Source organism: Saccharopolyspora pogona (assembly GCF_014697215.1).
In the GTDB taxonomy this organism is placed as follows: Bacteria; Actinomycetota; Actinomycetes; order Mycobacteriales; family Pseudonocardiaceae; genus Saccharopolyspora; species Saccharopolyspora hattusasensis.
Map to the genome: position 1 here is coordinate 6,423,801 of NZ_CP031142.1, position 24,302 is coordinate 6,448,102.

The 24,302-nt window shown below is 68.9% G+C and carries 24 protein-coding genes; 10 read left to right on the forward strand and 14 right to left on the reverse strand.

The window, feature by feature from the left end:
* Position 1 precedes the first annotated feature (1 nt).
* Positions 2–1,285, reverse strand: a complete 1,284-nt coding sequence (locus DL519_RS29845) for an aspartate aminotransferase family protein (RefSeq protein ID WP_190819716.1) — start codon at positions 1,283–1,285, stop codon at positions 2–4.
* Positions 1,282–2,340, reverse strand: a complete 1,059-nt coding sequence (locus DL519_RS29850) for an SDR family oxidoreductase (RefSeq protein WP_190819718.1) — start codon at positions 2,338–2,340, stop codon at positions 1,282–1,284. Before DL519_RS29850 ends, DL519_RS29845 begins: the two co-directional genes overlap by 4 nt.
* Positions 2,341–2,587: 247 nt before the next feature.
* Here DL519_RS29850 and DL519_RS29855 point away from each other — a divergent pair, with 247 nt between their 5' ends.
* Positions 2,588–4,222 carry a flavin monoamine oxidase family protein gene (locus DL519_RS29855; RefSeq protein ID WP_223839722.1) on the forward strand — a complete coding sequence of 545 codons (1,635 nt, stop codon included), beginning with the start codon at positions 2,588–2,590 and terminating at the stop codon, positions 4,220–4,222.
* Between the two features lie 128 nt (positions 4,223–4,350).
* Here DL519_RS29855 and DL519_RS29860 read toward each other — a convergent pair whose 3' ends face one another.
* Both DL519_RS29860 and DL519_RS29865 read right to left on the reverse strand, forming a co-directional pair.
* The gene (locus DL519_RS29860) at positions 4,351–6,159 is read right to left on the reverse strand and encodes a gamma-glutamyltransferase family protein (protein ID WP_190819720.1); all 1,809 of its coding nucleotides are present in this window, start codon (positions 6,157–6,159) and stop codon (positions 4,351–4,353) included.
* A gap of 435 nt (positions 6,160–6,594) precedes the next feature.
* Positions 6,595–7,905, reverse strand: coding sequence for a UDP-glucose dehydrogenase family protein (locus DL519_RS29865; protein WP_190819722.1), 1,311 nt, complete (start codon positions 7,903–7,905; stop codon positions 6,595–6,597).
* A 140-nt stretch (positions 7,906–8,045) separates the two neighbouring features.
* On the opposite strand from DL519_RS29865, the gene DL519_RS29870 reads away from it, so the two are divergent.
* From DL519_RS29870 to DL519_RS47450, 5 genes are all read left to right on the forward strand, one after another.
* Positions 8,046–9,008 carry an aldo/keto reductase gene (locus tag DL519_RS29870; protein WP_190819724.1) on the forward strand — a complete coding sequence of 321 codons (963 nt, stop codon included), beginning with the start codon at positions 8,046–8,048 and terminating at the stop codon, positions 9,006–9,008.
* 252 nt (positions 9,009–9,260) lie between these two features.
* Positions 9,261–9,383: a hypothetical protein gene (locus DL519_RS49065; RefSeq protein WP_263399733.1), complete on the forward strand. Its 123-nt coding sequence runs from the start codon at positions 9,261–9,263 to the stop codon at positions 9,381–9,383.
* Positions 9,384–9,487: 104 nt separating this feature from the next.
* Positions 9,488–10,246, forward strand: coding sequence for an SDR family NAD(P)-dependent oxidoreductase (locus tag DL519_RS29875; protein WP_190819726.1), 759 nt, complete (start codon positions 9,488–9,490; stop codon positions 10,244–10,246).
* A 329-nt stretch (positions 10,247–10,575) separates the two neighbouring features.
* Positions 10,576–11,196 (forward strand): alcohol dehydrogenase catalytic domain-containing protein, encoded by a 621-nt coding sequence (locus tag DL519_RS29880; protein WP_223839723.1) that lies wholly within the window; start codon positions 10,576–10,578, stop codon positions 11,194–11,196.
* Positions 11,160–11,330, forward strand: coding sequence for a hypothetical protein (locus tag DL519_RS47450; protein ID WP_223839724.1), 171 nt, complete (start codon positions 11,160–11,162; stop codon positions 11,328–11,330). The genes DL519_RS29880 and DL519_RS47450 overlap by 37 nt, the downstream gene beginning before the upstream one ends.
* Here DL519_RS47450 and DL519_RS29885 read toward each other — a convergent pair.
* From DL519_RS29885 to DL519_RS29895, 3 genes are all read right to left on the reverse strand, one after another.
* A complete protein-coding gene (locus DL519_RS29885; protein WP_190819728.1) occupies positions 11,317–11,472 on the reverse strand; it encodes a DUF397 domain-containing protein in 156 nt (51 codons plus the stop codon). The genes DL519_RS47450 and DL519_RS29885 overlap by 14 nt on opposite strands.
* Before the next feature lie 141 nt (positions 11,473–11,613).
* On the reverse strand, positions 11,614–13,296 hold the full coding sequence (locus DL519_RS29890) for an N-acetylmuramoyl-L-alanine amidase (protein ID WP_190819730.1): 1,683 nt from the start codon (positions 13,294–13,296) through the stop codon (positions 11,614–11,616).
* Between the two features lie 232 nt (positions 13,297–13,528).
* Positions 13,529–15,163, reverse strand: a complete 1,635-nt coding sequence (locus tag DL519_RS29895; RefSeq protein WP_190819732.1) for a TM0106 family RecB-like putative nuclease — start codon at positions 15,161–15,163, stop codon at positions 13,529–13,531.
* Between the two features lie 126 nt (positions 15,164–15,289).
* On the opposite strand from DL519_RS29895, the gene DL519_RS29900 reads away from it, so the two are divergent.
* Positions 15,290–15,889: a DUF6474 family protein gene (locus tag DL519_RS29900; protein WP_317891400.1), complete on the forward strand. Its 600-nt coding sequence runs from the start codon at positions 15,290–15,292 to the stop codon at positions 15,887–15,889.
* A gap of 279 nt (positions 15,890–16,168) precedes the next feature.
* On the opposite strand, the gene DL519_RS29905 is transcribed toward DL519_RS29900, so the two are convergent.
* From DL519_RS29905 to DL519_RS29925, 5 genes are read right to left on the reverse strand one after another with little or no spacing between them, the layout of a single operon-like run.
* Entirely contained in the window at positions 16,169–17,182 is a 1,014-nt protein-coding gene (locus DL519_RS29905) for a glycine betaine ABC transporter substrate-binding protein (protein ID WP_190819734.1), read from the reverse strand.
* Complete coding sequence (locus DL519_RS29910) at positions 17,179–17,946, reverse strand: ABC transporter permease (RefSeq protein ID WP_190819736.1); 768 nt, start codon at positions 17,944–17,946, stop codon at positions 17,179–17,181. The genes DL519_RS29905 and DL519_RS29910 overlap by 4 nt, the downstream gene beginning before the upstream one ends.
* On the reverse strand, positions 17,943–19,127 hold the full coding sequence (locus DL519_RS29915) for an ABC transporter ATP-binding protein (RefSeq protein ID WP_190819738.1): 1,185 nt from the start codon (positions 19,125–19,127) through the stop codon (positions 17,943–17,945). Before DL519_RS29915 ends, DL519_RS29910 begins: the two co-directional genes overlap by 4 nt.
* The gene (locus DL519_RS29920) at positions 19,120–19,767 is read right to left on the reverse strand and encodes an ABC transporter permease (RefSeq protein WP_190819740.1); all 648 of its coding nucleotides are present in this window, start codon (positions 19,765–19,767) and stop codon (positions 19,120–19,122) included. The genes DL519_RS29915 and DL519_RS29920 overlap by 8 nt, the downstream gene beginning before the upstream one ends.
* Before the next feature lie 6 nt (positions 19,768–19,773).
* The gene (locus tag DL519_RS29925; RefSeq protein ID WP_190819742.1) at positions 19,774–21,465 is read right to left on the reverse strand and encodes a BCCT family transporter; all 1,692 of its coding nucleotides are present in this window, start codon (positions 21,463–21,465) and stop codon (positions 19,774–19,776) included.
* A 250-nt stretch (positions 21,466–21,715) separates the two neighbouring features.
* Between DL519_RS29925 and DL519_RS29930 the strand changes: the two genes are divergently transcribed.
* From DL519_RS29930 to DL519_RS29940, 3 genes are all read left to right on the forward strand, one after another.
* Complete coding sequence (locus tag DL519_RS29930) at positions 21,716–22,291, forward strand: hypothetical protein (protein WP_190819743.1); 576 nt, start codon at positions 21,716–21,718, stop codon at positions 22,289–22,291.
* Between the two features lie 137 nt (positions 22,292–22,428).
* Positions 22,429–23,121, forward strand: coding sequence for a YcnI family copper-binding membrane protein (locus DL519_RS29935; RefSeq protein ID WP_190819745.1), 693 nt, complete (start codon positions 22,429–22,431; stop codon positions 23,119–23,121).
* A complete protein-coding gene (locus DL519_RS29940; protein ID WP_190819747.1) occupies positions 23,118–23,639 on the forward strand; it encodes a copper resistance CopC family protein in 522 nt (173 codons plus the stop codon). The genes DL519_RS29935 and DL519_RS29940 overlap by 4 nt, the downstream gene beginning before the upstream one ends.
* A gap of 209 nt (positions 23,640–23,848) precedes the next feature.
* Here the strand turns inward: DL519_RS29940 and DL519_RS29945 are convergent, their stop codons facing one another.
* Positions 23,849–24,049, reverse strand: coding sequence for a DUF397 domain-containing protein (locus tag DL519_RS29945; RefSeq protein WP_190819749.1), 201 nt, complete (start codon positions 24,047–24,049; stop codon positions 23,849–23,851).
* 54 nt (positions 24,050–24,103) lie between these two features.
* Positions 24,104–24,301 carry a DUF397 domain-containing protein gene (locus DL519_RS47455; RefSeq protein WP_223839727.1) on the reverse strand — a complete coding sequence of 66 codons (198 nt, stop codon included), beginning with the start codon at positions 24,299–24,301 and terminating at the stop codon, positions 24,104–24,106.
* Position 24,302: the final 1 nt, after the last annotated feature.

Sequence of the window (24,302 nt, forward strand, 5' to 3'; positions counted from 1 at the left end):
ATCAGGGGGTTCCTTCCAAAACAGCGTTGGGTGGGCATCGGCGCGCGAGGGTTTCCGCGGCTCGGGTAACTGCCTCAAGAAGCCAGTGAACGTCCTCGGAAGTCAGGACCGCCGGCGGGGTGAAGCGCAGCACCCGGTGCGCGTTCAGTGAATGGTTGACGAGCACTCCGTGGTCGAGCAGTTCCATCAGCAGTTCACCCGTGACTTGCTCGTTGACCAGCTCCACTCCGATCAGCAGACCCAGCCCGCGCACGTCGGTGATCAGGTGACCGCAATGGTGCAACAGGATTCGGCGTAACTCCTGGAGCAGGTACTCGCCCAACTCACTGGCCTTGGTGACGAGGTTTTCCGCAACGACCACACGGATCGCTGCCTCGGCGGCTGCGGCAGCGATCGGCGACCCGGCGAATGTCGACGTGTGCAGGAACGGGTCGCGATTGAACGGCGAATACGCCTCTGCTGTGGCGACCATGGCCGCTACGGGCACGACTCCCCCGGAAAGGTTCTTGCCCACCAGGAGAATGTCAGGGGTGACCGACTCCCTGTCCGCGCCCCACCAGTGACCAAGCCGGCCCAGTCCGGTCTGCACCTCATCCAGGACGAACAACGCCCCATACTTCCGGCACAGCTGCGCGACATCGCGCAGGTATCCGCTCGGCGGAACAACGACACCGCCCTCTCCCTGCACCGGTTCCACCACCACGCAGGCCGGTGGTGCTGCGGCCAATGCCTCTTCCAGCGCCTGCGCGTCGCCGAAGGGAACGTGGTCAACGGAGGGCAGCAACGGCCGAAACGGAGCCTGGTAGAGCTCCCGGGCGGTGATGCTGAGCGCACCCATGGTCTTGCCGTGGTAACCGCCGACCGCAGAGATGAGGTGCGCATGCCCATGGGCACGTGCCAACTTGATCGCGGCCTCGGTGGCCTCGGCTCCGGAGTTAACGAAATGCACGTAGTCCAGACCGTTCGGGGCGACGCCAGCGAGCGTTTCGGCAGCACTGGCGACGGTGGGCTCCAGCATTAGCCGTGTGGTCAGCGGGTGCCGGTGAACCTGTTCCACCACCGCCTCTACCACGGCCGGGTGGGCATGGCCGAGGAGGAACACGCCGTATCCGCCGCAGTTGAGGTACGTCTTTCCATCAGCGTCGACAACTCGGCTGCCACGAGAGGACACTTCTGTCAGTCCGCCGGTCATGTCGGCCAGTCGGGCCCGCCCACGGGAGATGTGGCGGCGGTAGCGTTCCGACGTCTGCCGTGAACCGGCGCGCTGGGTGCCATGACTGCTCATACCGTCGCCCCGGCAGCTGCGGCGGGGACAAGGCGTTTGGTACGGGCGAAAAAGCGCACTGAAGTGCGGAAGGCAGACTCGAACCACTCTGCCGAGGGCAGCGTCAACGCTGCCGAGTTACCGGGGAGGGCGCCGAAGGAAGTCGGGAATGGCTCGGCACCGGCGAACAAAGCGCCCATGGCCAGCAGGTCGTCAAACTGCTTGCGTGCGGGCGGAGGAAGAACATCGGTCAATACCGGGCGGATCAACCGATCCACCATGTCCGGCGATACCAACCGCGGCGGCGTGACATCGATGCCCGACTCCTCGGCCACGGCCACGCATTGGTCGACGAACCGCCTGGAGGTCAGCGCGTGGGGCCCCGCAGTCAACCAGTACTCGCCGCCACGCACATCCGCGTCCACCAACGCCCGCAGCCCTGCAGCGAGAAGGTCCTGCGGTATGACGTCCACCAGCTCTTCAGCTGCGAACGGAAGAAGCGGAAACTTGCTCCTGAGGATGCCTGCGGCGACCAGGTGAACACCCTGGAAATGGGCCATGGCGCCGGTCACCGAATCACCGACCACCACCGAGGGGCGGGCGATCACCACGGGGACTTCCGAGCCGCGAAGCAGCTCCTCGGCTTCTCGCTTGGAGTCGAGGTAATTTTCGGGGCGAGCCGCCCCCTCGGACGTTAATCCCTGTGCCGACCGGGTGAGTTCGCTACGGGCCACGAATGCGGTGCTCACGTAGATGACACGGGCCTGCGCGTCAGCAGCGAACTCCAGGACTCGCTTCGTGCCGACGACGTTGAGCTGGTGTGCGGCATCAGCTCCAGCGCCGAAGTCAGTCTTCGCGGCGCAGTGCACCACAGTGTCCACCTGGGACACCAGCCTCTGGTATGTGAGCTCATCGAGCCCCAGGAACGGTTGGGTCACATCGCCGATCACCGACTCGGAGTCAATTTTGGCACGATGAGTCAGGCTGATAACCCTGTGGTGAGCCAGCGCTGGGCGCAATGCCGTACCGACCACGCCAGAAGCGCCAGTCAGCAGCACGAACTTGGGTTGCGACATGCCGGTCTCCTCGAATTGCCGTGTTGGTCCACCCCTGCGTCAAGGGCAATGAGCCGCGCAATGGTGCTACGTTGCCAACCCGGCTCGATGCAGCGTCAGGCCGTATGCGCCAGGCGTGACGGCAAAACCGTGACGTGAGAGACGGCGCCGCCGCAACCGGGGAAGCGCGACGCGTGCCTGGTTGCCCAGCATGTTCTGCTCGCACAGGCAAAACTCCTGATCAGCTCTGGATCTGTCGCACCTCGTCATGGTTGAGTTCGGAGCAACTGTCAACAGCAAGTCGTCGGCCACCACCATGCGGATCCGGAGGCTCGGTCACGTTGCCGGCAGCCGGACGTTCATAGCCCAGACGAGCGGTACGGAAGAGGACATGAATCGGTTGACACGTCGTGGTTTGCTGTCCGGTGTGGCCGCGGCTGGTACCGGGGCGCTGATCGCGCCTGGTGCGCCGCGTGCCATCGCACAGTCGACTCCCGCCGCTGGGCGTAGCGAGACCCAGGTCGTTGTTGTCGGTGCGGGATTGGCGGGGCTTACCGCCGCTCGCGAGCTGGTCGCCGCGGGGTGCGAGGTACTCGTGGTCGAAGCACGCGACCGTGTCGGCGGCCGTACCGTCAATCAGGCCGTGACTGCGCCGGGAGCCAGTCCGGGCACGATCGTGGAGGTCGGCGGCCAGTGGGTAGGGCCGACACAGGACCGGGTGCTCGGTCTCATCCAGCAGCTCGGCCTGGAAACGTTCAAGACCTACGACGCCGGCGATTATGCCGACTACCACAATGGGAAACTGACCCGGTACGGCCACGTGTTCCCAGCGGATCCGCTGAACCTCGGATTGAACCGGATTCCGCCCTCCGACCCGGTGGGCGCGGCAGAAGCCGCCGTCGCGATCCAGGAACTCGACAGGATGGCAGAGGGAGTTCCACTAGACGCGCCCTGGACCGCGCACGACGCACGTACCTTGGATGGCCAGACTTTTGAAGACTGGATGAATCATCATCTTGTCCAGCCGGGCGCGAAATCGCTGATATCGCTGGCGATCAACGCGGTCCTCTCAGTCGAGCCTCGTGACGTGTCGCTTCTTCACGTGCTTTTCTACATCGCCTCCGGGGGCGGACTCGACCGGCTGGTACGCACGTCCGACGGAGCCCAGGAATCCCGTATCATCGGTGGATCGCAGCGCATCTCGCTTGAAATGGCACGCGAACTCGGTCCCCGCGTCCTTCTGAACGCACCTGTAACCAGAATCGACCAGGACTCGGCGGGCGTCAGTGTGCACGGCGACAACTTCAGCGTGCGCGCCAAGCGCTGTGTCGTGACCGCGCCGCCCGCGCTAGCCGCCCGAATCCGGTACGCGCCACTGCTGCCAGGAACCCGTGAACAGCTGACGCAACGCATGCCGATGGGCAGCGTGATCAAGGTGCAATGCGTTTATCCGACGCCGTTCTGGCGCGCCGACGGTCTGGCCGGACAGGCGACCAGCGACACGGGGCTCGTGCGAACCACGTTCGACAATTCACCGCCGGATGCGAGTGTGGGCGTGCTGCTTGGCTTCGTTGAAGGTGAACAAGGACGCCATGCCGATCAGATGCCTGCGGCACAGCGGCGCAAGGGCGTGATCGAATGTTTCACGCGGTACTTTGGCGAACGAGCCGCTGATCCGCTCGAATACATCGAGAAGAACTGGCTGGAAGAAGAATGGACGCGCGGCGGCTACGGGGGCGTGTTCGCACCGGGCGCCTGGCTCGACTTCGGTAAGGCACTGCGCGCGCCTGTCGGCCACATTCATTGGGCCGGCACGGAAACTGCGACCATCTGGAGCGGTTACATGGATGGTGCGGTCAGATCCGGCGAACGCGTCGCGAAGGAAGTGACGAGCTCGTTGTGACGTGTCGCCGGCGACCGTCTTCGGGCCCCCGAAGCCGCTCGTCGGGCCGGAAAGACGCTCAAGCTCGTGGTAGTTCACGCGCGGCAGCGCCAGCGGGGTGCGTCAGCGGGGTGCGTCAGCGGGGTGCGTCAGCGGCCGGCGGCGTAGCCCTGAGCTCCTCGGGCGTTTGCCGCCGCTCGCAGCAGACCCGTGTCCGGGTGCCGGGAGACCGCCGACAGGCGGCCGAGAGCCCAGGGGCCCGCGTCGAGCACGTCGTGGCCCCGGCGGCCCAGCTCGGCGAAGGTCTCCGCGCCGAGCCGGGACTCCGCGACGACCCGGCCGGGCTCCCAGGCCCGCGGGTAGAACGAACCCGGGAACGCTCCGGTGTGCCAGGCGGGTGCGTCGATCGCCTCCTGCAGGTTCAGTCCACAGTGGACGTGTGCCAGCCAGAAGCACAGCTGCCACTGGTCCTGCTGGTCGCCGCCCGGCGTGCCGAACGCCATGGTCGGGACGCCGCCGCGCAGCGCCAGCGACGGGCTCAGCGTGATCCGGGGCCGCTTGCCCGGGGCCAGCGAGTTCGGCAGGTCCCGGTCCAGCCAGAACATCTGGGCTCGACTGCCGAGGCAGAAGCCCAGCTCGGGGATGACCGGCGAGGATTGCAGCCAACCACCGGACGGCGTCGCCGAGATCAGGTTCCCCCATCGGTCGACCACATCGACGTGCACCGTGTCGCCACGGCTCTCCCCGCTCGGCGACACCGTGGGCTCGCCGATGCCGACGCCGCTCGGATCCTTCAGGCCGTCCACCCCGCGACCTTCGGCGACGTGCGCGGCCAGGATCGGGTTGCGACCACCCGGCGAGCCGGGGTGCAGCTCCAGCGAGGCGCGGTCGCCGATCAGCGCACGGCGGGCGGCGGCGTAGTCGCGGGACACCAGGTCGTCGAGGACACCGGGATCGGCGGAGTCGCCGTACCAGGCTTCGCGGTCGGCGAAGGCGAGCTTGGCCGCCTCGACCGCGATGTGCACGGTGTCCGCGTCGGCGACGCCGTCGACGTAGTTGATCCGGTCGGCCAGGCCCTCCAGGATGCGCAGCTGCTGCGCCAGCGCGGGCCCCTGGGACCAGATGCCGAACTTCGCCAGGGTCCAGCCGCCGGGCAGGTCGACGGTCAGCGGCGCCTCGTAGCCCGCCTCGAATTCGGCCATGTCCTGCGCGGTGATGACGCCCGCGTGGTCCCGCCCGGAGTTGTCCCGGTGCGGCGTGCGCACGAACTTCTCGACCGCTTCGGCGACGAAGCCGTGCGACCAGGCGCGGCGGGCCGCGTCGATCTGCGCCTCGCGGCCGGGGCCTGCCGCCTCGCCCTCGGCCAGCAGCCGCTCCCACGTGTAGGCCAGCGCCGGGTTCTTGAGCACGCTGCCCGGCTTCGGCGCAGCGCCCCCGGTCAGCCAGAGCTGGGCGGAGGTGGGCCAGTGCTCGGCGAACATGTCACGGACCGTGTCGATGGTGGTGCTGATCCGGTCCACGATCGGGAAGCCGCCGCGTGCGTATCCGATCGCGTACTTCAGGACCTCGCGCAGCGTCTTCGTGCCGTGATCGCGCAGCAACAGCAGCCAGCCGTCCCAGGCGCCCGGCACGGTGGTGGCCAGGAATCCGGTGCCGGGCATCAGATCGAGGCCCAGCTCGTCGCGGTAGTGGCCGATGGTCGCGGCGGCGGGGGCCGGCCCCTGACCGCAGAGCGCGCGGGGACGCGGGTCGTCGGCGGTGGTGAACAGCGCGGGGACCTCACCGCCCGGGCCGTTGAGGTGTGGTTCGACGACCTGCAGGACGAACCCGGCGGCGACCGCGGCGTCGAAGGCGTTGCCGTCGTCCTCCAGCACCGCCATGCCCGCCGCGGAGGCGAGCCAGTGCGTGGAGGCGACCATCCCGTGCGTGCCTGCGAGTTCCGGGCGAGTCGTAAACACGTCAACTACCTTAGGCCGCCGCCACCCTCTCGATCGACACCTGAAGCGAAGGCATCTGCCGCGCCCAGCCCAAGCCCTCCGAAGGCGCTCCCGGTGGGGAGGGGTTCCGGTGGGGAGGGGTTCCGGCGAGGAGCGGTTCCGGCGAGGAGGGGTTCCGGTTTCGCCTGCTTCAGCGCCTGCCCAAGGGGGCTATCGGCGAGGGCAGTCCCCGACGACGCGCACCGCCGCAATTTCAATGGAAATTGCGGCCCTCCGGCGTGTCGGGCCACGACACGCCGGAGGGTGTGGACAACTCCCGCAATTTCAATGGAAATCGGACCGTCGATTTCCATTGAAATTGCGGACCGACCAACCCGGCCGAGTTGGCAACTCCCGAAGGGGAGCCGCTACCCGCTACCCGCACCGCCGTGCAGAACGAGTTCGGAAACAGGCAATTCAGGCAGGGCCGCCCGCGACCGGGGTTCGGCCGACGCCTCGCCAGGACAGGCCCGCCTGGCGCAGGACGTCCGGGTCCAGGTGGTTCCGGGTGTCGACCACCACCGGGCCCTGCAGCGCCTCGGCCACCCGGTTCCAGTCCAGCGTCCGGAATTCCTGCCACTCCGTCAGCAGCACCAGCACCGCAGCTTCCTTCGCCGCCTGGTACGGGTCGTCCACCAGCTCCATCTCGGGCGGCAGCGCCGGCTCGTCGCCGCGCAGCCCCGGGTCGTAGGCGACCAGCTCCGCGCCGCGCGCCGCCAGCAGCCGCGCCACCTCCAGGGCGGGCGAATCGCGCAGGTCGTCGGTGCCCGCCTTGAAGGTCAGCCCCAGCAGCCCGAGCCGCACCCCGTCGAGGGAACCGCCGCAGGCCTCGACGACCTTCGCCACCATCCGCTCGCGCTGCCGCGCGTTGGACGAGATCGTCGCCTGCAGCAGCGGAAAGTCGAAGTCCACCGCCTCCGCCACCTGCAGCAGTGCCGCGGTGTCCTTGGGCAGGCAGGAGCCGCCCCAGCCCGGCCCCGGCTGCAGGAACGACTGACCGATCCGGCGGTCGTAGCCCATCCCCTCCGTCACGTCGGAAATGTCGGCGCCCAACCGCTCGCAGAGCTCCGCGATCGCGTTGACGTAGGAGAGCTTGGTCGCCAGGAAGCAGTTCGCCGCGTACTTCACCATCTCCGCGCTCGCCGCGTCCGTGAGCACCGTCGGCGCACCGAGCCGCGCGTACAGGGCGGCGACCCGTTCCGCCGCGTCCTGGCTGTCCGAGCCGACCACGATCCGGTCCGGGTTCAGGAAGTCGTGCACCGCCGAGCCTTCACGGAGGAACTCCGGGTTGCTGACCACCGGGACGTTCTCGCGGCCGACCAGCTCGCGCAGCCGCGCCGAGGTGCCCACCGGCACCGTCGACTTCGTGACCAGCACGCATCCCGCGGGCAGCAACTCGCGCACCTCGTGCGCCACCGCCTCCACCACCGCCAGGTCCGCCTCGCCCCCGGCCCCCATCGGGGTCGGCACGCACAGGAAGACGACCTCGGCCTCGGCAACGGCACCGGCCGAACCGACCACGAACTCCAGCCGGCCGGCCGCGATCCCCTCCTGCACCAGTTCAGCCAGGCCGGGCTCGTGGATCCGCACCTCACCGCGGGAGAGCTGCTCGACCTTGGCGGTGTTGACGTCGCTGCACACCACGCGGTGCCCCAGCGACGCCAGGCACGCCCCGGTCGTCAACCCGACGTACCCGGTGCCAACAACGACGATTCGACGGGCGAACACCAGCCCCACACCCCTTCGTACGACCCCCGCAAGACGAATCGTGGCACATCGCCCGCTCAGTGGAACCTGCTTCGCCAAACGTTCACGCGCCGTACGTCCTGCGTGACGTGCCGGTGAACCGGCGTTTAGGCTCACCAGCCGTGGAACAGCGACGCCTGGGCGAATCCGGTCTGGTGGTAAGCGCGGTCGGTCTCGGTTGCAACAACCTCGGCCGTCCCGGAACGGCCACCGAGTCCCTGGCCGGCGCGCGAGCCGTGGTGGACGCCGCGCTCGACGCCGGGATCACCTTCTTCGACGTGGCCGACGTGTACGGCTCGCCGCGCGGGCGCAGCGAGGAACTGCTCGGGCAGGCGCTGTCCGGCCGTCGCGAACACGCCATCATCGCCACCAAGTTCGGCATGGACATGCAGGGCGGCAACGGCCCCGACTTCACCGCGCGCGGTTCCCGGCGCTACGTGCGGCGCGCCGTCGAGTCGTCGCTGCGGCGGCTGGGCACCGACTGGATCGACCTCTACCAGCTGCACCGGCCGGACCGGTTGACGCCGATGGCGGAAACCCTCTCGGTGCTCGACGACCTGATCCGCGAGGGCAAGATCCGCTACCTCGGGCACTGCAACCTCGCGGGTTGGGAGCTCGCCGACGCGTCGTGGACGGCATCCTCGGCCGGGCTGACCACGCCGGTGTCGGCGCAGAACCACTACTCGCTGCTGGCGCGGGAGGCCGAGCGCGAGGTGATCCCGGCCTGCAAGCGGTTCGGCGTCGGGATCATCCCGTACTTCCCGCTGGCCAACGGGCTGCTCACCGGCAAGTACCGGCAGGACCAGGAGCCGCCCGCGGGCAGCCGGTTGGCGAACCGGAACCAGATGCTGGCGGACGCGCCGTGGGAGCACATCGAGCAGCTGCGCGCCTTCGCCGGGCAGCGGGGCCTCCCGATGACGGCGGTGGCGGTCGGCTGGCTGGCGGCGCAGGAGGTGGTCGGTTCGGTGATCAGCGGCGCGACCACCCCGGAGCAGGTCCGGGCGAACGCCGCGGCCGGCGAATGGCGGCCTTCCCAGGCCGATCTGGACGCCATCGACGCGATCTGCCCGCCCACGCAGCGTTAGCAAACGGTCGGTTCGGCGAGGAACTGCGCCATCCCCGGATGACGACGGCGAGGCCTCCGCACGCGCATTCCCGCAGGTGGCAGTGGATTTCGTGAGAATTTCCCGTCATCCGGCACCGAGACGGATCACGCTCCCAGCACGGCGTTGCGGGGGGTGCGGCGACGGTCGGTGATCGCGGTTTCGCTCGGACGGATCGCAGAATGCCACCGGTGGCAGACGCGCCGGGCCGGGCACGCGGACCACGCTCTTCACATGGACCTGATCGGGATCGCCACAATGTTCGTCGGCCTCGCGTTGCTGGCCGCGCTGCCGCTGGTCGCGCTGCTGAAGTTCGTCGAGGCGACCTCGCAGCGACGGGTGCACCGCCATCGCTGACCGCCGTTTCGCCGCCTGCCCGTTCCGCGTCCGGTGCTGGTTGCGACCGTTCCGAGGTGTTAGACATGCCGGGACACCAGCAACGGACGCAAAGGAACGAGCAGATGCTGATCACCGACACCGTGGCGATCGTCACCGGCGGGGCTTCCGGCCTTGGCGCGGCCACAGCCCGAGCACTCGCGTCGCGCGGCGCGCACGTGTTCGCGGTGGACCTGCCGGACGCGGTGGCCAAGGCGCCGGTTGTTGACGGCGTCACCTACACGGCCGCCGACGTCACCGACGCGGACCAGGTGCAGACCGCCGTCGAGCAGGCCGCCGGCGCCGGGAACCCGCTGCGGATCGTGGTGAACTGCGCGGGCATCGCGCCGTCGGCGCGGATCGTCGGGCGCAAGGGCCCGCACGACTTCGACCTGTTCCGCAAGGTCATCGAGATCAACCTGATCGGCACCTTCAACGTGCTGCGGCTGGCCGCGGCCGCCATCGGCCAGACGGAACCCGACCAGCAGGGCCAGCGCGGCGTGATGATCAACACCGCCTCGGTCGCCGCCTTCGACGGGCAGATCGGGCAGGCCGCGTACGCCGCGTCCAAGGGCGGCGTGGCGAGCCTGACGCTGCCGGCCGCACGCGACCTGTCCTCTTCCGGCATCCGGGTGATGACCATCGCGCCGGGCATCGTGGACACGCCGATGCTGGCCACCATCAGCGAGGAGTTCCGCACCGGGCTGGCCGAGAGCGTGCCGTTCCCGAAGCGGCTGGGCACGCCCGATGACTTCGCGCAGCTCGCGGTGGACATCGTCGGGCACGACTACCTCAACGGCGAGGTCATCCGGATGGACGGCGCCCTCCGGATGGCGCCGCGGTAACGCTGGGCAGTGGCGGCGATTTCGCGCGAAATCGCCGCCCCATCCGCGCGTGCCCGGATTCGCGGCACTTCGCGCGCGGCGCAGTGCTTCGCCGGGAGCTGATCCCCCGGCGTATGCCCACGGAGGATGCCCCCCGACGGATGAACGCCGAAGGGAGCTCGGTCATGGGCGGGACCATGAAAGCCGCGTAGTACCAGCAGGTCTGGGCGGCTCCGGTGGTCGTCGAGGTCCCGAAACCCGAGCCGGGGCCCGGGCAGGTGCTGCTGAAGGCGACCGCCGCCGGGGTGTGCCACTCCGACATCGGGGTGATGAGCTGGCCCGCCGAGTAGTTGTCGTTCGAGCTGCCGCTCACCCTTGGGCACGAGCGCGTCGGCACGGTCGCCGAGCTCGGGTCCGGCGTGCGGGGCGTCGCCGAGGGCGATTCCGTCGCGGTGTACGGGCCGTGGGGCTGCGGGCCGTGGGGATGCTGGGCGTGCTGGAAGTGCTTGCAGGGCAGGGAGAACTACTGCATCCGCGCCGCCGAGCTGGTTATCCGCCCGCCCGGCCTCGGCAGCCCCGGCGCGATGGCCGACTACCTGCTGGTGGACGACGTCCGGCACCTGATCCCGCCGAACGGGCGGGACCGGTTGCACGCGGCGCCGTTGCCGAAGCTGGTCGGCGGCAGCACGGCGGTGGTCATCGGCGCGGGCGGTCTCGGGCACCTCGCGGTGCAAATCCTGCGTGCTACCACCGCGCAGCGGGTGCGCGAGCTGACCGGCGGGTTGGGCGCGGACGTGGTGCTGGACTTCGTCGGAATGCTCCAACGGTGCAGATCGCGGCCCAGTCGGTCGCGGTGGAAGGCGACATCACCATCGTCGGGATCGCCGGGGTGCCGCTGCCGGTCGCTTTCGGCCTGCTGTAGCACGAGGTCTCGGTGGCCGCGCCCTACTGGGGTTCCCGCGCGGAGCTGATCGAGGTCGTCGACCTGGCCCGCTCGGGAGCGCTGCGGGCGCACGTGGAGACCTTCGGACTCGACGAAACCCCGGAGGTCTACGAACGCTTCCACCACGGCCAGATCAAGGGTTTCGCGGTCATCGTCCCGTAGGCGCAACGGTCAACCGCCCGCCGTCGCGGTCCTTCGAGTCCCGGATGCCGATCGCATCCGGCGCGAAGCCGACCTCGACGCAGTTACCGCCGCTGGCCGAGCGGCTCGACTTCCGCCACTGGACCTCGGAAAGGTCACTCACGGCCTACCTCCTCGGCGCTCGTACTGCGCCGAAACCCGTTGCGGCAATGTCACCGTATCGGGTGCCGGGAGCGACAACGCTCGAGTTTCGTGACGGGTGCCCCGGACCGCGTGCGGTCCGGGGCACCCGGTGCGTTGCGCGTCAGTACCGCCGGTCGGTGACGTTGCCGGTCGCGGCGTCCCACACGACGTAGCCGGACTGGAAGTCGCTTCGGCGCCCGCCCGGGACCGCGTACTCGTCGCTGGTCGGGTAGCCCAGGTACGACCGCTCCCAGCCCAGTTGCGCCCAGCGGTCCTTGATCGCCCCGCGGAGCTCGTGCGCGCCGGTGCCCGGCGTCCAGTAGACCGAACCGTTCGACCGGTCGAAGTGGTTGTAGCGCCCCACCCCGTCGGGCGTGCCCAGCTCGTCGGTGCGCGGGTAGCCCAGCGGGCCGTCCTCCCACCCGAGCTGCGCCCACTTCGCACTGATGAGGCCGCGGATCTCGTGCGCCCCGGTCCACGACGTCCAGTAGATCGAACCGTCGGCACCGGCGAAGTGGTTGTAGCGACCGGCACCGTCCGGTGTGGACAGTTCGTCGGTGCGCGGGTAGCCCAGCACCCCGGCCTCCGCGCCGAGCTCCCGCCACTTGTCCCGGATCATGCCTTGCATCAGCGACGCTTCGGTGGCCGGGGACCAGTACGCGGACTTGGCGCCGTCCGCGAAGGCGGCCTGGCGCCCGCCGCCGCCGACGTCCCGCTCCAGTTCGTAGACGCCGCCCAGCGGGCCCGCATCAGCGCCGGTGGCCTGCCATTTCTGGTAGATCGCGCCCACGGTCCAGTCGCCCATCAGCTCGGCCACCCGCTGCCGCAGGGCCGGAAGTTCCTGGTAGGCCAGGTTGCCGGGGCACTCGGTGTAGCCGACGTCGCGGTGGCCGTGGATCACCGGCAGGGTCACCTCGGTCCCGAGCGGGTACTTCGCGGACGATCCCCCGAAGCCGGACACCATCGTGACCTCGCCGAGCGGATCGCGGTAGTTGCCGGCGAGCTTCCACGCCAGGACCTGCGCCACCGATTCCAGCTGCGTCGCGCTGGGCGACACCGAGGTGAACTCGCCGAGCATTGACACGCCCACCGTGTCCTTGTTGAAGCCCTGCGCGTGCGCGCCCCACACCGGGAGTTCCAGGCCGCCGTAGCGCCCTTCGAAGACCTGCCCGAACTTGTCGACCAGCACGTTGTAGCCGATGTCGCACCACTGCAGTTCGCTCGCGTGGTAGGCGTAGATGCCGCGCACGATGCGTGCGGAGTCGGCCGCGGTGTAGTCGTTGGTGCCCGCGGTGTGGTGGACGATCGCGGCCTTGACCGTGTCGCCGTACTCGACGCCGACGCCCTGCTGCTGGAAGCACTGGGTGCGCAGCGACTCATCGGCGCCCCATTCGGCGCGGCTGATCACGGCGGGCTTCGCGGCGGTGCTCGCGGTCTGCGCGGTTCCGGGGTCGATCAGCAGCACGGACACGGTTTTCGCGTCGATCGGGGCGCCGCCGGATTCGGCGCGGACGCGGATCGCCGTCGAGTCGCCGAGCCAGGCCGCTTCGCTCGCCTGGTTCTTACCCGGTCGGCCGCGGTCCTGGCCGTCCACGGCGGGCAGCCGCACCCACTCGCCCCAGGTGCCGTCGAGGTGCTGCGCCTGCACCTCGACGAGGTCCGGGTTCTTGCCGTTCCACCGCAGGGCGGCCATCGCGAACGGCTTGGACCGGCGGATTTCCCTTCCCTTGCCGGGAACTTCAGGTGCACCGTCGGCGAGCGGCACACGCTCGACGGACACCTTCTTCGAAGGCGGCTCGGCCATTGCGGACGGTGCTGCGACACCTGCGGAAAGGACCGCGATCAGCGCAGCAAGACATCAACGGATCACGCTACTCCCTTACCGAACGATCACGAACGGTCGCGGGGGAAGCAGCGACCACGGAGATATTAACCCGATTGGGCGAAAAAACTAGTCCACAATGGTCACTGTTCGTGTCCGCCGCGGGGCGAAGATCACCGCTCGACCGCGCCGGACAGCCGACGCGGTACAGGTGTCAGAGGTCGGCCGCGTAGGGGATCTCGTTGGCCGCTCCGGAGGTCATCCAGCCGCGGATCGTCCAGGTCGCTCGGACGTCGTCCTCGTTGTAGCGGAGGATCCGGTCCCGCTGGGACAGCTCCGGCTCGCCGCCGCCCAGGCCCACCGCGTCGCGGTACCAGCGCATCGAGTTCTCGCCGCTGGCCTCGGCGTCCCGCCAGCCGAACCCGGCGCTCGGCGCGATCACCTTCAGGCCCTTGCCGTTCGGGCACAGGAACTGCTCCCGCACCGAGGCGAACAGGTCGACCCACTCGGCCGAGTTGATGAACTCGCGAACCTCCGCCACCGACGGCACCCCCGGCTTCCCGGCGAACCGCTCGGCCGAGGCGAGCATCCAGCGGTTTTCCGCGAGCTCGTTGTAGCAGTAGGCGCGGAAGCTCAGGCCCCGCTCGTACGCGCGGCGGCGCACCGAGCCGAACCACGTCCAGAACTCCGCGAAGGACAGCGCCTCGTCGTCGGACGGCAGCGGCTCCCAGCTGACGAACGCCCGGTAGCCGGGCTCCTCGTCGATGTCCGCTCCGGACAGCCAGCAGCCCCACAGGTAGGCCCCGGCGTCGGCGTAGCTCTCCATGTCCACGTCGACTTCCACGTCCGCGCGCGGCACCGCCAGATCGCGAACCCGCCGCACCAACGGCAGGTTCTGCAGCCAGGCCTTGGCGAGCAGGATCGCGTCGGTGTTGCGGACCCCGGTCAGCGGCAGCGATTCCGCCTCCGCCAGCGGCGTCGCGGCCAACTCATCCACTGTGGACACCCCGACGCCGCGCAGCGCGACCACATCCTCGCCGCGCACCACCAGGCTGACGTCGCGGTTCTCGCGCAGCTGCGATTCGCAGGACGGCCACCACGGGCAGCCCTTGCACTCGGTGATCCGGGACGGCAGCGCGAGCGGCTCGGCCCCTTCTGCGGCCGCCGTGGCCACCGCCAACCGGTCGGCGAAGCGCGCCTCGTACTCGGCAAGCGCGGTCCGGCCGCCGGGCCAGTTCGGCACGTCCAGGTCGTGCCACAGCACCGCGTCGGCCTCGACGCCGATCACGCCACCGACGTGCGTCGCCGCGCCCATCCCGCACGCCTGCAACAGCCGCACGGCGTGCGCCAGGCGCAGCTGGTCGCGCGGCTGCGCACGAACCTTGCGGGCCGGGTCGTTCCAGGCAGCCTCCGGCACCGGCCGATCGATCGGCGATACCCGGGCGCGGGCGCCATTCCCCGGATCGGTGATCTTGTGCCGCACCACCAGCACCGGTACGTAACCGTCGCCGCAGCGCACCAGCAGGTCGACCGAACCCCGGCGACCGCCAGGCACGTCGGCGGGCAGCTGCGCGGAGGAGATATAGGGCGTGCCCGCGCGCATCGCGGCGAGCGTCAACTCCTCGCGGCTGGCCGCAACGCCGCGCGGGATCTCCGCCCAGTCCTCGCCGAGCGTGTTGTGCAGCAGTTTCGCGACGTACCGACGGTGTTCCGCGGCGTCGGCGATGCGCTGCTCGATGCCCAGATCCAACTGCGCGGGCGGTTCGTCCTGCGCGGGATCGTTCTCCAGGTGCACGCGTCGACGGCACCGTGTTACGACGCCCGCGTCGAGCAGCACCTTGTCCTTCACGTGTGAAGGGTATGCCGTCGCTCTGACAGGCGCGCCCATCACCCCGGTGATAACGACTACGCACCGTACCCGCCAGAACACCGCCAGATGTCGTACCGCACGGCTGCCGGACTTAAGGTGATCGCAGTGGAACTGCTGGACAGGGAGGTGTCGGCCGCGGTGAGGAAACGCACTCCCGGGCGCACGATCCGGAAGAAGGGCACGACCGGCTCCCACAAGGCGGTCAAGAAGGCGAAGAAGGCGGACAAGAAGGCCGCCAAAGCCATCAAGAAGGGCGAGCACGGGCGCATCACCCCAGGCAACGCCAAGAAGATCATCGGAGTGGCCAAGGTGGTCGGCCCGGTGATCGCGCCGTTCGCGCTCCACGCGGTGTCGGTGGCACGCGAACGCTACGAGCGGATGCGAGCCCGTCGGCTCGGGGTGCCGGTGGACGAGCTGGGCAGCTTCACCGGCCGGGGCGCGGCGCTGCACGCGCGGATCGCCGGCGACGCCGGTGCGCTGGGCGAGCTGCGCGAGCAGTCGGCGAGCACCGAGGAGGCGGTCGTCGCGGAGCGGTACGCGGAGCGGACGGCGAAGCGGCTGGAGCAGCTGACCAGCGCGGTGCGGGCCGCGGAGCGGATGCCCGCGCAGCGGCGGAGGTCGGCGCACCGCGCCGTCGACGCGGAGCTGGGGCAGATCGAGGACGACCTGCTCACCCGCTTCGGCGTCGCCCGATCCAGGCGCTAGCGCCCCGGCGCACCGCCGGGTTTCCCGACACGCACCGGTGCGCCGGAGGCATTGGATGTGGGTGAAGGGCACCTCCGACCAGGTTCACCACCCGATGAGGTGAGTTCTTCCGCGATTTCAATGGAAATCGGACCTTCGATTTCAATGGAAATTGCGGGTTTCGATCGGAACTGGCCCCGGCCGGACAAGTGCAGGGCACCTTCAGCCGAGCACGCCGTCTGTCGCCGAGCACGCCGCGAGCCGCCAGAAGACGCCCTGCACCTCTTCCTTCCGGTCGCGCTAACGGCCGGTGGCTTGGCCGCCTGGGAGCTTCACCAGGCCCTGCTGGACCATCCACTCGCGGGCGACGTCCGCCGGGTCCCGGCCGTCGACGTCCACCTGGGCGTTCATCTTCAGTAGCTCCGCGTTCGTCAACTTCGCCGAAACCGGCTCGAAGACGCTCGTGATCTGTGGGTACCGCTTGAGGAGCTCATCGCGGGTGGTGATGCCGACGTTGTACCGCGGGAAGAACTGGCGGTCGTCCGCCAGCACCTTCAGGTTCAGCGCCCGGATCCGCCCGTCGGTGGTGAACACCTCACCGAAGGTGCAGGTCCCGTTCTGGGTGGCCTGGTAGATGCTGCCCTCGGTCAGCACCTTCATTTTCGACCGGTCCGCGGTGAAGCCGTACTCCTTCTCCACCCCAGGCATGCCGTCGTTGCGGCTGGCGAACTCGGTGTCCACGCAGAACGAGGCCTCGTCCGGCTTCTCGGCGATGATCTTCGGGATGTCGGAGAGCTTCTCTACGCCCAACCGCCGCGCCGCGTCCTGGTTGACCGCGAACGCGTACGTGTTGTCCACGTTGTAGGTGATCGCGGTCCAGGCGACGCCGTTGCGCTCCAGGTCCAGCTTCTTGACCGCCTCGTACTGGGCACGGGCGTCCGGGATCGGGTCGGTGTTGCCGTTGTAGCTGATCCAGGACGACCCGGTGTAGTCCCACAGGATGTCGATCTGGTCGCTCTCCAACGCCTTCCGGGCGCTGGCCGAACCGACGATGCTGGTCAGGTCCCGGACGTCGGCGCCGGCCGCGGTCAGCGCGAACTCGGCGATGTAGCCGAGCACCAGCTGCTCGGTGAAGTCCTTGGACCCGACGATGATCGTGACGCCCTGCAGCTCGGGGACCGGCTGGATGGCGCCGGGCGCTACCGCCAGCGGCACCGAGCCGCCGGAGCTCAGGCCGCAACCGGCCAGCAGCACGCTGGTGGCCGCCAGCGAGGCCAGCTTGAGCGCGCCTCGGCGCGACGTCTCGCGGTTCATCGCAACCCCCTCGGCGACAGATACGTCTCGGCCAGCGCGCCCAGCCAGTCCACCAGCAGCGCCAGCGACATCGCCAGCACCGCACCGACGACCATGACGGTCCAGTCGTTCAGCTTGTAGCCGGTGTTGATCATCTCGCCGAGCCCGCCCGCGCCGACGAACAGCGCCAGCGTGGCGGTGCCGACGGCCAGCACCAGCGAGGTGCGCAGCCCGGCCAGGATGTAGGGCACCGCCAGCGGCAGCTCGATGCGCGCCAGCACGCCCGTCGCCGACATGCCGATCCCGCGGCCAGCGTCGATCAGCGAAGGATCGACCTGCTGCAACCCGACGATGGTGTTGCGCAGCACCGGCAGCAGCGCATAGCAGGCGATCGGCAGCACCGCGATCCAGAACCCGGTCGAGCCGCCGGTGACCAGGAAGAACAGCACCAACAGACCCACCGAGGGCGCGGCCTGGCCGATGTTGGCGAGGCCGATGACCAGCGGCACCGCCGTGCGCGCCCAGCCGCGGCTGAGCACCACGCCCAGCGGCACCGCCACCAGGATCACGATCACCGCGACCGCGAGGCTGAGCAGGAAGTGCGTCCAGGTCAGGCTCAGGATCGTGGTCGAGTTGATGCTGCGCGCGGTCACCTCGTCGTTGTCCTGGGTGAACGCCCAGCCCAGCACCCCTGCGACCAGCGCCACGACCGCGACCGGCTGCGCCATCAGCCGCAGCCGCTCCGCCCTGCGGGCCCCGGAGTCCGAAGCGAACTGGCTGCTCATGACCGAGCCCCAGTCGGTTCGTCGTCGGCGTGCTCCTCGCGCAGCGCCTTGATCGTGTTCATCACCGTGTCGATGTCGACCACGCCGACGTACTCGCCGCGGGACCCGGTGACCGCAGCGACGCCGTCGTCGTCGGTGAGGATCGCTTCCAGCGCGTCCTGCAGCGTCGAGGCCAGCGACACGCTGTCTTCCACCGGCCGCCCGGCCCGGTCCAGAGCGGACACCGCGCCGGCCTCGCGGGCGGTCGCCCAGCGCAGCGGGCGGTTGCGCCTGTCGAGCACCAGGCCGATCGCGCCGCGGCGGGTACCCAACCGCTCCTTCAGCACCGCCGGCGACTCGTCGATGGTGGCGGTGGGAACCTGGCCCATCTCGATCTCGCGGACGCGCCGCAGGGTGAGCTGCTTGAGCGCGGCACCGGCGCCGACGAAGCCGGCCACGGTGTCGTCGGCCGGGTTGGCCAGGATGGCCTCCGGCGTGTCGTACTGCAGGATCTTGGATCGCTCACCCAGCACCGCGATGCGGTCGCCGAGCTTGACCGCCTCGTCGAAGTCGTGCGTCACGAACACGATCGTCTTGCCTAGGTCTGCCTGCAGGCGCATCAGTTCGTCCTGCAGCACACCTCGGGTGATCGGGTCCACGGCGCCGAAGGGCTCGTCCATCAGCAGCACCGGCGGGTTGGCCGCCAGCGCCCGCGCCACGCCGACGCGCTGCTGCTGGCCGCCCGAGAGCTGCCGCGGGTAGCGGTCGCGGTACTCGGCGGGGTCCAGGTTGACCAGGTCGAGCATCTCGTCGACGCGCTCGCGGATCCGCTTCTTGTCCCAGCCGACCAGGCCGGGCACCATGCCGACGTTCTCGCCGACGGTCAGGTGCGGGAACAGGCCGGCCTGCTGGATCGAGTAGCCGATCTCGCGGCGCAGCTTGTCCGGGTCGAGGCCGAGCACGTCCTGGCCGCCGATGGTGATCTTTCCGGACGTGGGTTCGATCAACCGGTTGATCATCCGCATGGTGGTGGTCTTGCCGCTGCCGGACGGGCCGACCAGCACCACCGTCTCACCGGCCGGGATGGTCATGGTCACCGACTCCACCGCGGACAGCTTCTGCCCGGGGTAGCGCTTTGAGACCTCCTCCAGGCAGATCTCGACGCCGTGCCCGCTGGCCGGGGTGTAGTTGTCGTCAGCCACGAATACCTCTCGAAGTCGTCAACCGCCCGATCAGCACGAAGATGACGTCCAGCAGCAGCGCGAGGATGATCACCCCGACGGTGCCGGCGATGGCCATGTTCAGCGCGTTCGCGCCGCCCAGCTGGTTCAGCCCGCTGAAGATCAGGTTGCCCAGACCGGGGCCCTTGGCGTAGGCGGCGATGGCGGCGATGCCCATCAGCATCTGGGTGCTCACCCGCATGCCCGCGAGGATCGCGGGCCAGGCCAGCCGCAGTTCGACGCGCGTCAGCACGCCGAAGCGGCTCATGCCGATGCCGCGCGCGGCATCCAAGATCGGCTGGTCGACTGTAGACAATCCGACGATGGTGTTGCGGATGATCGGCAGCAGCGCGTAGAGCACCAGGGTCACCACCGACGGCGCCACGCCCAGCCCCAGCACGGGGATGAGCAGGCCGAACAGGGCGAACGACGGAATGGTCAGGATCGCGCTGGACACAGCGGTGGCGATCGCCGCCCCGGCGGGGCTGCGGTAGACCGCAACCCCGACCAGGACGCCGACGATCGTCGCCAGCACGATGCACTGCACCACCATGCTGGCGTGCTGGTAGGAGTCCACCAGCAGCGATTGCCACCTGGATGCGACGTAGTCCAGGAGGTTCACGCTTGCTTACTCTTTTCCACCCGCAGGCACCGCCGCGGTGGCCTCGTCGGCCTCCGCCGGCGTGGTCACCAGCTGGAACTCGCCGTCGTGCTCCTCGGTGCCCAAGATGACGGCCTGCTCCAGCACTTCGGCGCCCTTGGCGTCGCGCAACGTCATGTCGTCGCTGCGCAGGTCCTTGAGCAGGGCCAAGCACATGAACACCATGACGATGGCGAACGGGAGCGCCCCGATGAAGGTCAGGTTCTGGATGCCGTCCAGCGCCTTCTCCTCATCGCCGCCGGCGGTGCCGATGACCAGCATGATCGCGGCCACGGCGCCGGTCGCGGCACCCCAGAAGATGACCACCCACTTGCTTGGCTCGATGGCGCCCCGCTGGGACAGGGTGCCCATCACGATCGACGCGGCGTCGGCCCCGGAGACGAAGAAGATCGCCACCAGGATCATCACCAGCACCGAGGTGACGGTGGCCCACGGCATGGTCCCCAGCACGTCGAAGGTCTGCGCCTCCGCGGAGCCTTCGCCGTAGACGTTGGCGCCCGACTTCTGGGCGTTGATCGAGGCACCGCCGAAGATCGCGAACCAGATCAGGCTGACCCCGCTCGGCACCAGCAGCACGCCGGCGACGAACTGCCGGATCGTGCGGCCGCGGCTGATGCGCGCGATGAACATGCCGACGAACGGCGTCCACGAGATCCACCACGCCCAGTAGAAGACGGTCCAGCTCGCCAGCCAGCTCTGCATCTCGTCGCCGCCGGTGGCACCGGCCCGCGAGGCCATCTCGCCGAACTCGCTGATGTAGGACCCCACCGAGGTGGGCAGCAGGTCGAGGATGAACACCGTCGGGCCCAGGATGAACACGAAGAGCGCGAGCAGGGCCGCCAACACCATGTTGATGTTGGACAGCCACTGAATGCCCTTCTCGACACCTGACACCGCGGACAGGATGAAGCAGAGCGTCAGGATCGCGATGATCCCCACCATCACGGCGCCGCTGGCCGAGTCCTTGGGGAGCCATTCGGCGGCCTCCAAGCCGCTGCGGATCTGCAGGGTGCCGACGCCCAGCGAGGCGGCGGACCCGAACAGCGTCGCGAACAGCGCGAGGATGTCGATCAGCTTGCCGACCCACCCCTCCGCGTTCTTCTTGCCGATCAGCGGGGTGAACACGCCGCTGATCGTCTGGCGGCGGCCGCGGCGGAAGGCGCTGTAGGCGATCGCCAGACCCGCCACCGCGTAGATCGCCCACGGGTGCAGCGTCCAGTGGAACAGCGAGGTCGCCATGGCCGTCTTGATGGCCTCTTCGCTCTCGCCGGGCACCGTCCCCGGCGGCGGCGAGACGAAGTGGCCGAGCGGCTCGCTAACGCCGAAGAACATCAAACCGATGCCCATACCGGCGCTGAACATCATGGCGATCCAGGACACCGTCCGGAACTCCGGCTGCTCGCCGTCCTTCCCGAGCGGGATCCGACCGTACTTGCTGAAGGCCAGGAACAGGGCGAAGATGACGAACCCGGTGGCCGCCAGCACAAAGCCCCAGCCCGTGTTGGTGAGCAACCAGGTCAGCGCGGCCGACGAGGCAGCGCTCAACGTGTCAGTCCCCAGTGCTCCCCAGAAGACCACGGCGAACATGATGGCCGCGGTGACGCCGAAGACGACCCAGTCCGTTCTCGGCTTCCCAAGGAACTCGGGGGTTCCGTTCAATGCAGTTGTATGGTGGCCCTCAGCGGGGTCACCACTTCGTTTTGTTTCAGTCGACACAGGTTTCGGCGCCACTTTCGGCGACGCCCCCTCCTCTCCGTCGTCGGTTACGACGATCTGGAACTAATCGAGCACATGTGTGCAGGTGGTAGCTCCCGACCGTCTGCAACCCGTAAACCGTGACCCAATCGGATGAACAAGGCAAGCTCACCTGCGGTCAGCGTGGCCGAACCGACACCTAGACTTGCCTGCTGTGGCAGCCAGACTCACACCTACGCAGGGCGCACTACGCGTCCTGCGCGGTGCCGGGTTGGCCACCACGTCGGCGTCACTGTCCGTGGCCGCGCACGCGGCCGCAGGCGGGTCGTTACCCGATCCGGGAACGACCGTGGTGATCACCGCCCTGCTGGCCGGTGCCGGTGTGGCGCTCGCTGATCGCAAGCGTGGGTCGTGGGGCATTCTAGGGGCCTTGAGCGTCACCCAGCTGGCACTTCACGTATTTCTGCAGGTCGTGGCGGGTCATCAAGACGGCGCCGGGTACCCCGGGATGCCATTCTCACCACTGGCAATGACCCTCGGGCACATCGCAGTGGTGCTGCTGACCGGACTCGTAATGGCGCACGCGGAGCGGGCACTCTTCGTAGTCGCCCGCCTACTCGGGTCAATCCTGCCCCGCCGGTCGACTCCGTCACCGATCGTCACGGAGCCGCGCACGGTGTGCGTCGCCGTCGTCACGGTGCGTGCCCTGGCGCATCTGATCTACCAGCGAATACATGCCCGTCGCGGGCCTCCGGAATCTCTTGTCGATCAAGTGGAATATGCCACCTGATCGTCGCGCATTCGTCATTTCGCCGCTTTCGCGCGCGAATAACTCATACGCACAGGAGATTTCAAGCAAACATGTCGACAAAGCGATTCGCGGTTCGATCCGCGGCACTGACCGCCGCTTGCGGGATTGTTGCGCTAATGGGAGCGGGAACGGCGTCCGCGCACGTCTCCGCACAGCCGGGCGAGGCCGCCAAGGGCGGTTACGCCAAGGTCGCCTTCCGGGTGCCGAACGAGCGGCCGAACGCCGGGACCGTGCAGGTCAAGGTGACCCTTCCGGAGCAGTACCCGCTGAGCTCGGTGCGCACCAAGCCGATGCCGGGCTGGAACGTTCAGGTCGAACGGGTCCAGATCGCGCCGGTCGAGGTGGCTGGCGCGCAGGTCACCGAAGCTGTGCGCAGCATCACGTGGACCGCGCAGCCGGGCAACCGGATCGGGCCGAACGAGTTCAACGAGTTCGAGGTGTCCCTCGGCGCCCTTCCGACCAACACCGATGAACTCGTGATGCCCACCACGCAGACCTACGACAACGGCGAGGTCGTGAACTGGGACACCCCGCCGCCGGCCGAGGGCGCGGAGGAGCCCGAGCACCCCGCCCCGGCGCTGAAGCTGGTCGAGGAGGCCGACGGCGAGCACTCCCACGGCGGCGCCTCGCACCAGGAGCCCGCCGAGGAGACGGAGGCCGGTTCTGGTGACAACGCGGCCCGCTGGCTGGGCGGTGCCGGGCTCGTGGTCGGCGCGCTCGGCCTGGGCGTCGGGGCCGGTGCCCTGGCGCGCACCCGCAACGCCGGGCAGGCTGCGGCGAAGCAGGAATCCGGGAAGGACGAGTCGTGAAGCGGTTGATGGCCGTAGCGGTGCTGGCGCTGGCCGCCCTGTTCGGCGGCGCCGGTACGGCGCTGGCTCACAACGCGCTGGTCAGCAGCGACCCGCCGGAAGCCGCACAGCTGGCCACCGGGCCCCGTGAGGTCCGGTTGACCTTCGACCAGCCGGTGCGCGAGGGCTACAACACGGTCAACGTGGTCGGTCCGGACGGGACGTACTGGACCGACGGGCAGGTGCGGGTCGAGGGCACCTCGGTCATCGCGCCGGTCCGGGAGCTCGGCCCGGCGGGTGCCTACACGGTCGGCTACCGCGTGCTGTCCAACGACGGCCACCCGGTGTCGGGCAAGGTCACCTTCACGCTGACCACCCCGGGCAAGGGCACCCCGGCCCCGGCCCCGCAGAACGCGGACCAGCAGGCGCAGTCCGAGGAGTCGGGCGGCATGCCGATCTGGCCGTGGATCGCGGGAGCGGTGGTCCTGGTCGTCCTCGGCCTGGTCCTCGCCCTCCGCCTCGGCAAGCCCAAGGCCTGACAACCCGATAGATCGAAGTACGAAGGACACCTCCGACCAGGTTCGCCACCCGATGAGGTGGGTTTTTCCGCAATCTCAATGGAAATCAGACCTTCGATTTCAATGGAAATTGCGGGTTTCGACCGGAACGTGCCTGGTCGGACGATGAGTGAAGTGAAGGGGCCCCCTCCTGCCAGGTTGGTCGGCAGGAGGGGGCCCCTTCACTTCGTTCAGGCGTCGAACTTGCCGGTCTTGATGGCGGCGACGAAGGCCGACCACTGGGCGGCGGTCGTGGTGAAGTGACCGGCGGCGCGGTCCTTGGTGTCGCGAACCGCAGCACCGCCACCGACGCGCCCGACCTCGACGCAGTTGGTTTCCTGACTGCTCCAGCTCGACTTCCGCCAACCTGCGGGGGCCTGAGATAACGTCATTTCGGCGTCTCCTCCTGGTTGATGAGGCCCTTCAGCTCACTTGCCGCCGAGGGTTCAGGCGTCGAACTTGCCGGTCTTGACGTTGTTGACAAAGCTCTCGAACACGGCGGCAGACATGCTCAGGATGGGCGACGAGTCTCCGAGCTTCGAGTCACGCACGAGTGTGCGCTCCGGTAAGTTCGAGGCGACTTCAACGCACGCGTTCGCTTGTCCCGAGCGGCTTGACTTCTTCCATACAGGGTTCGGGCGCACC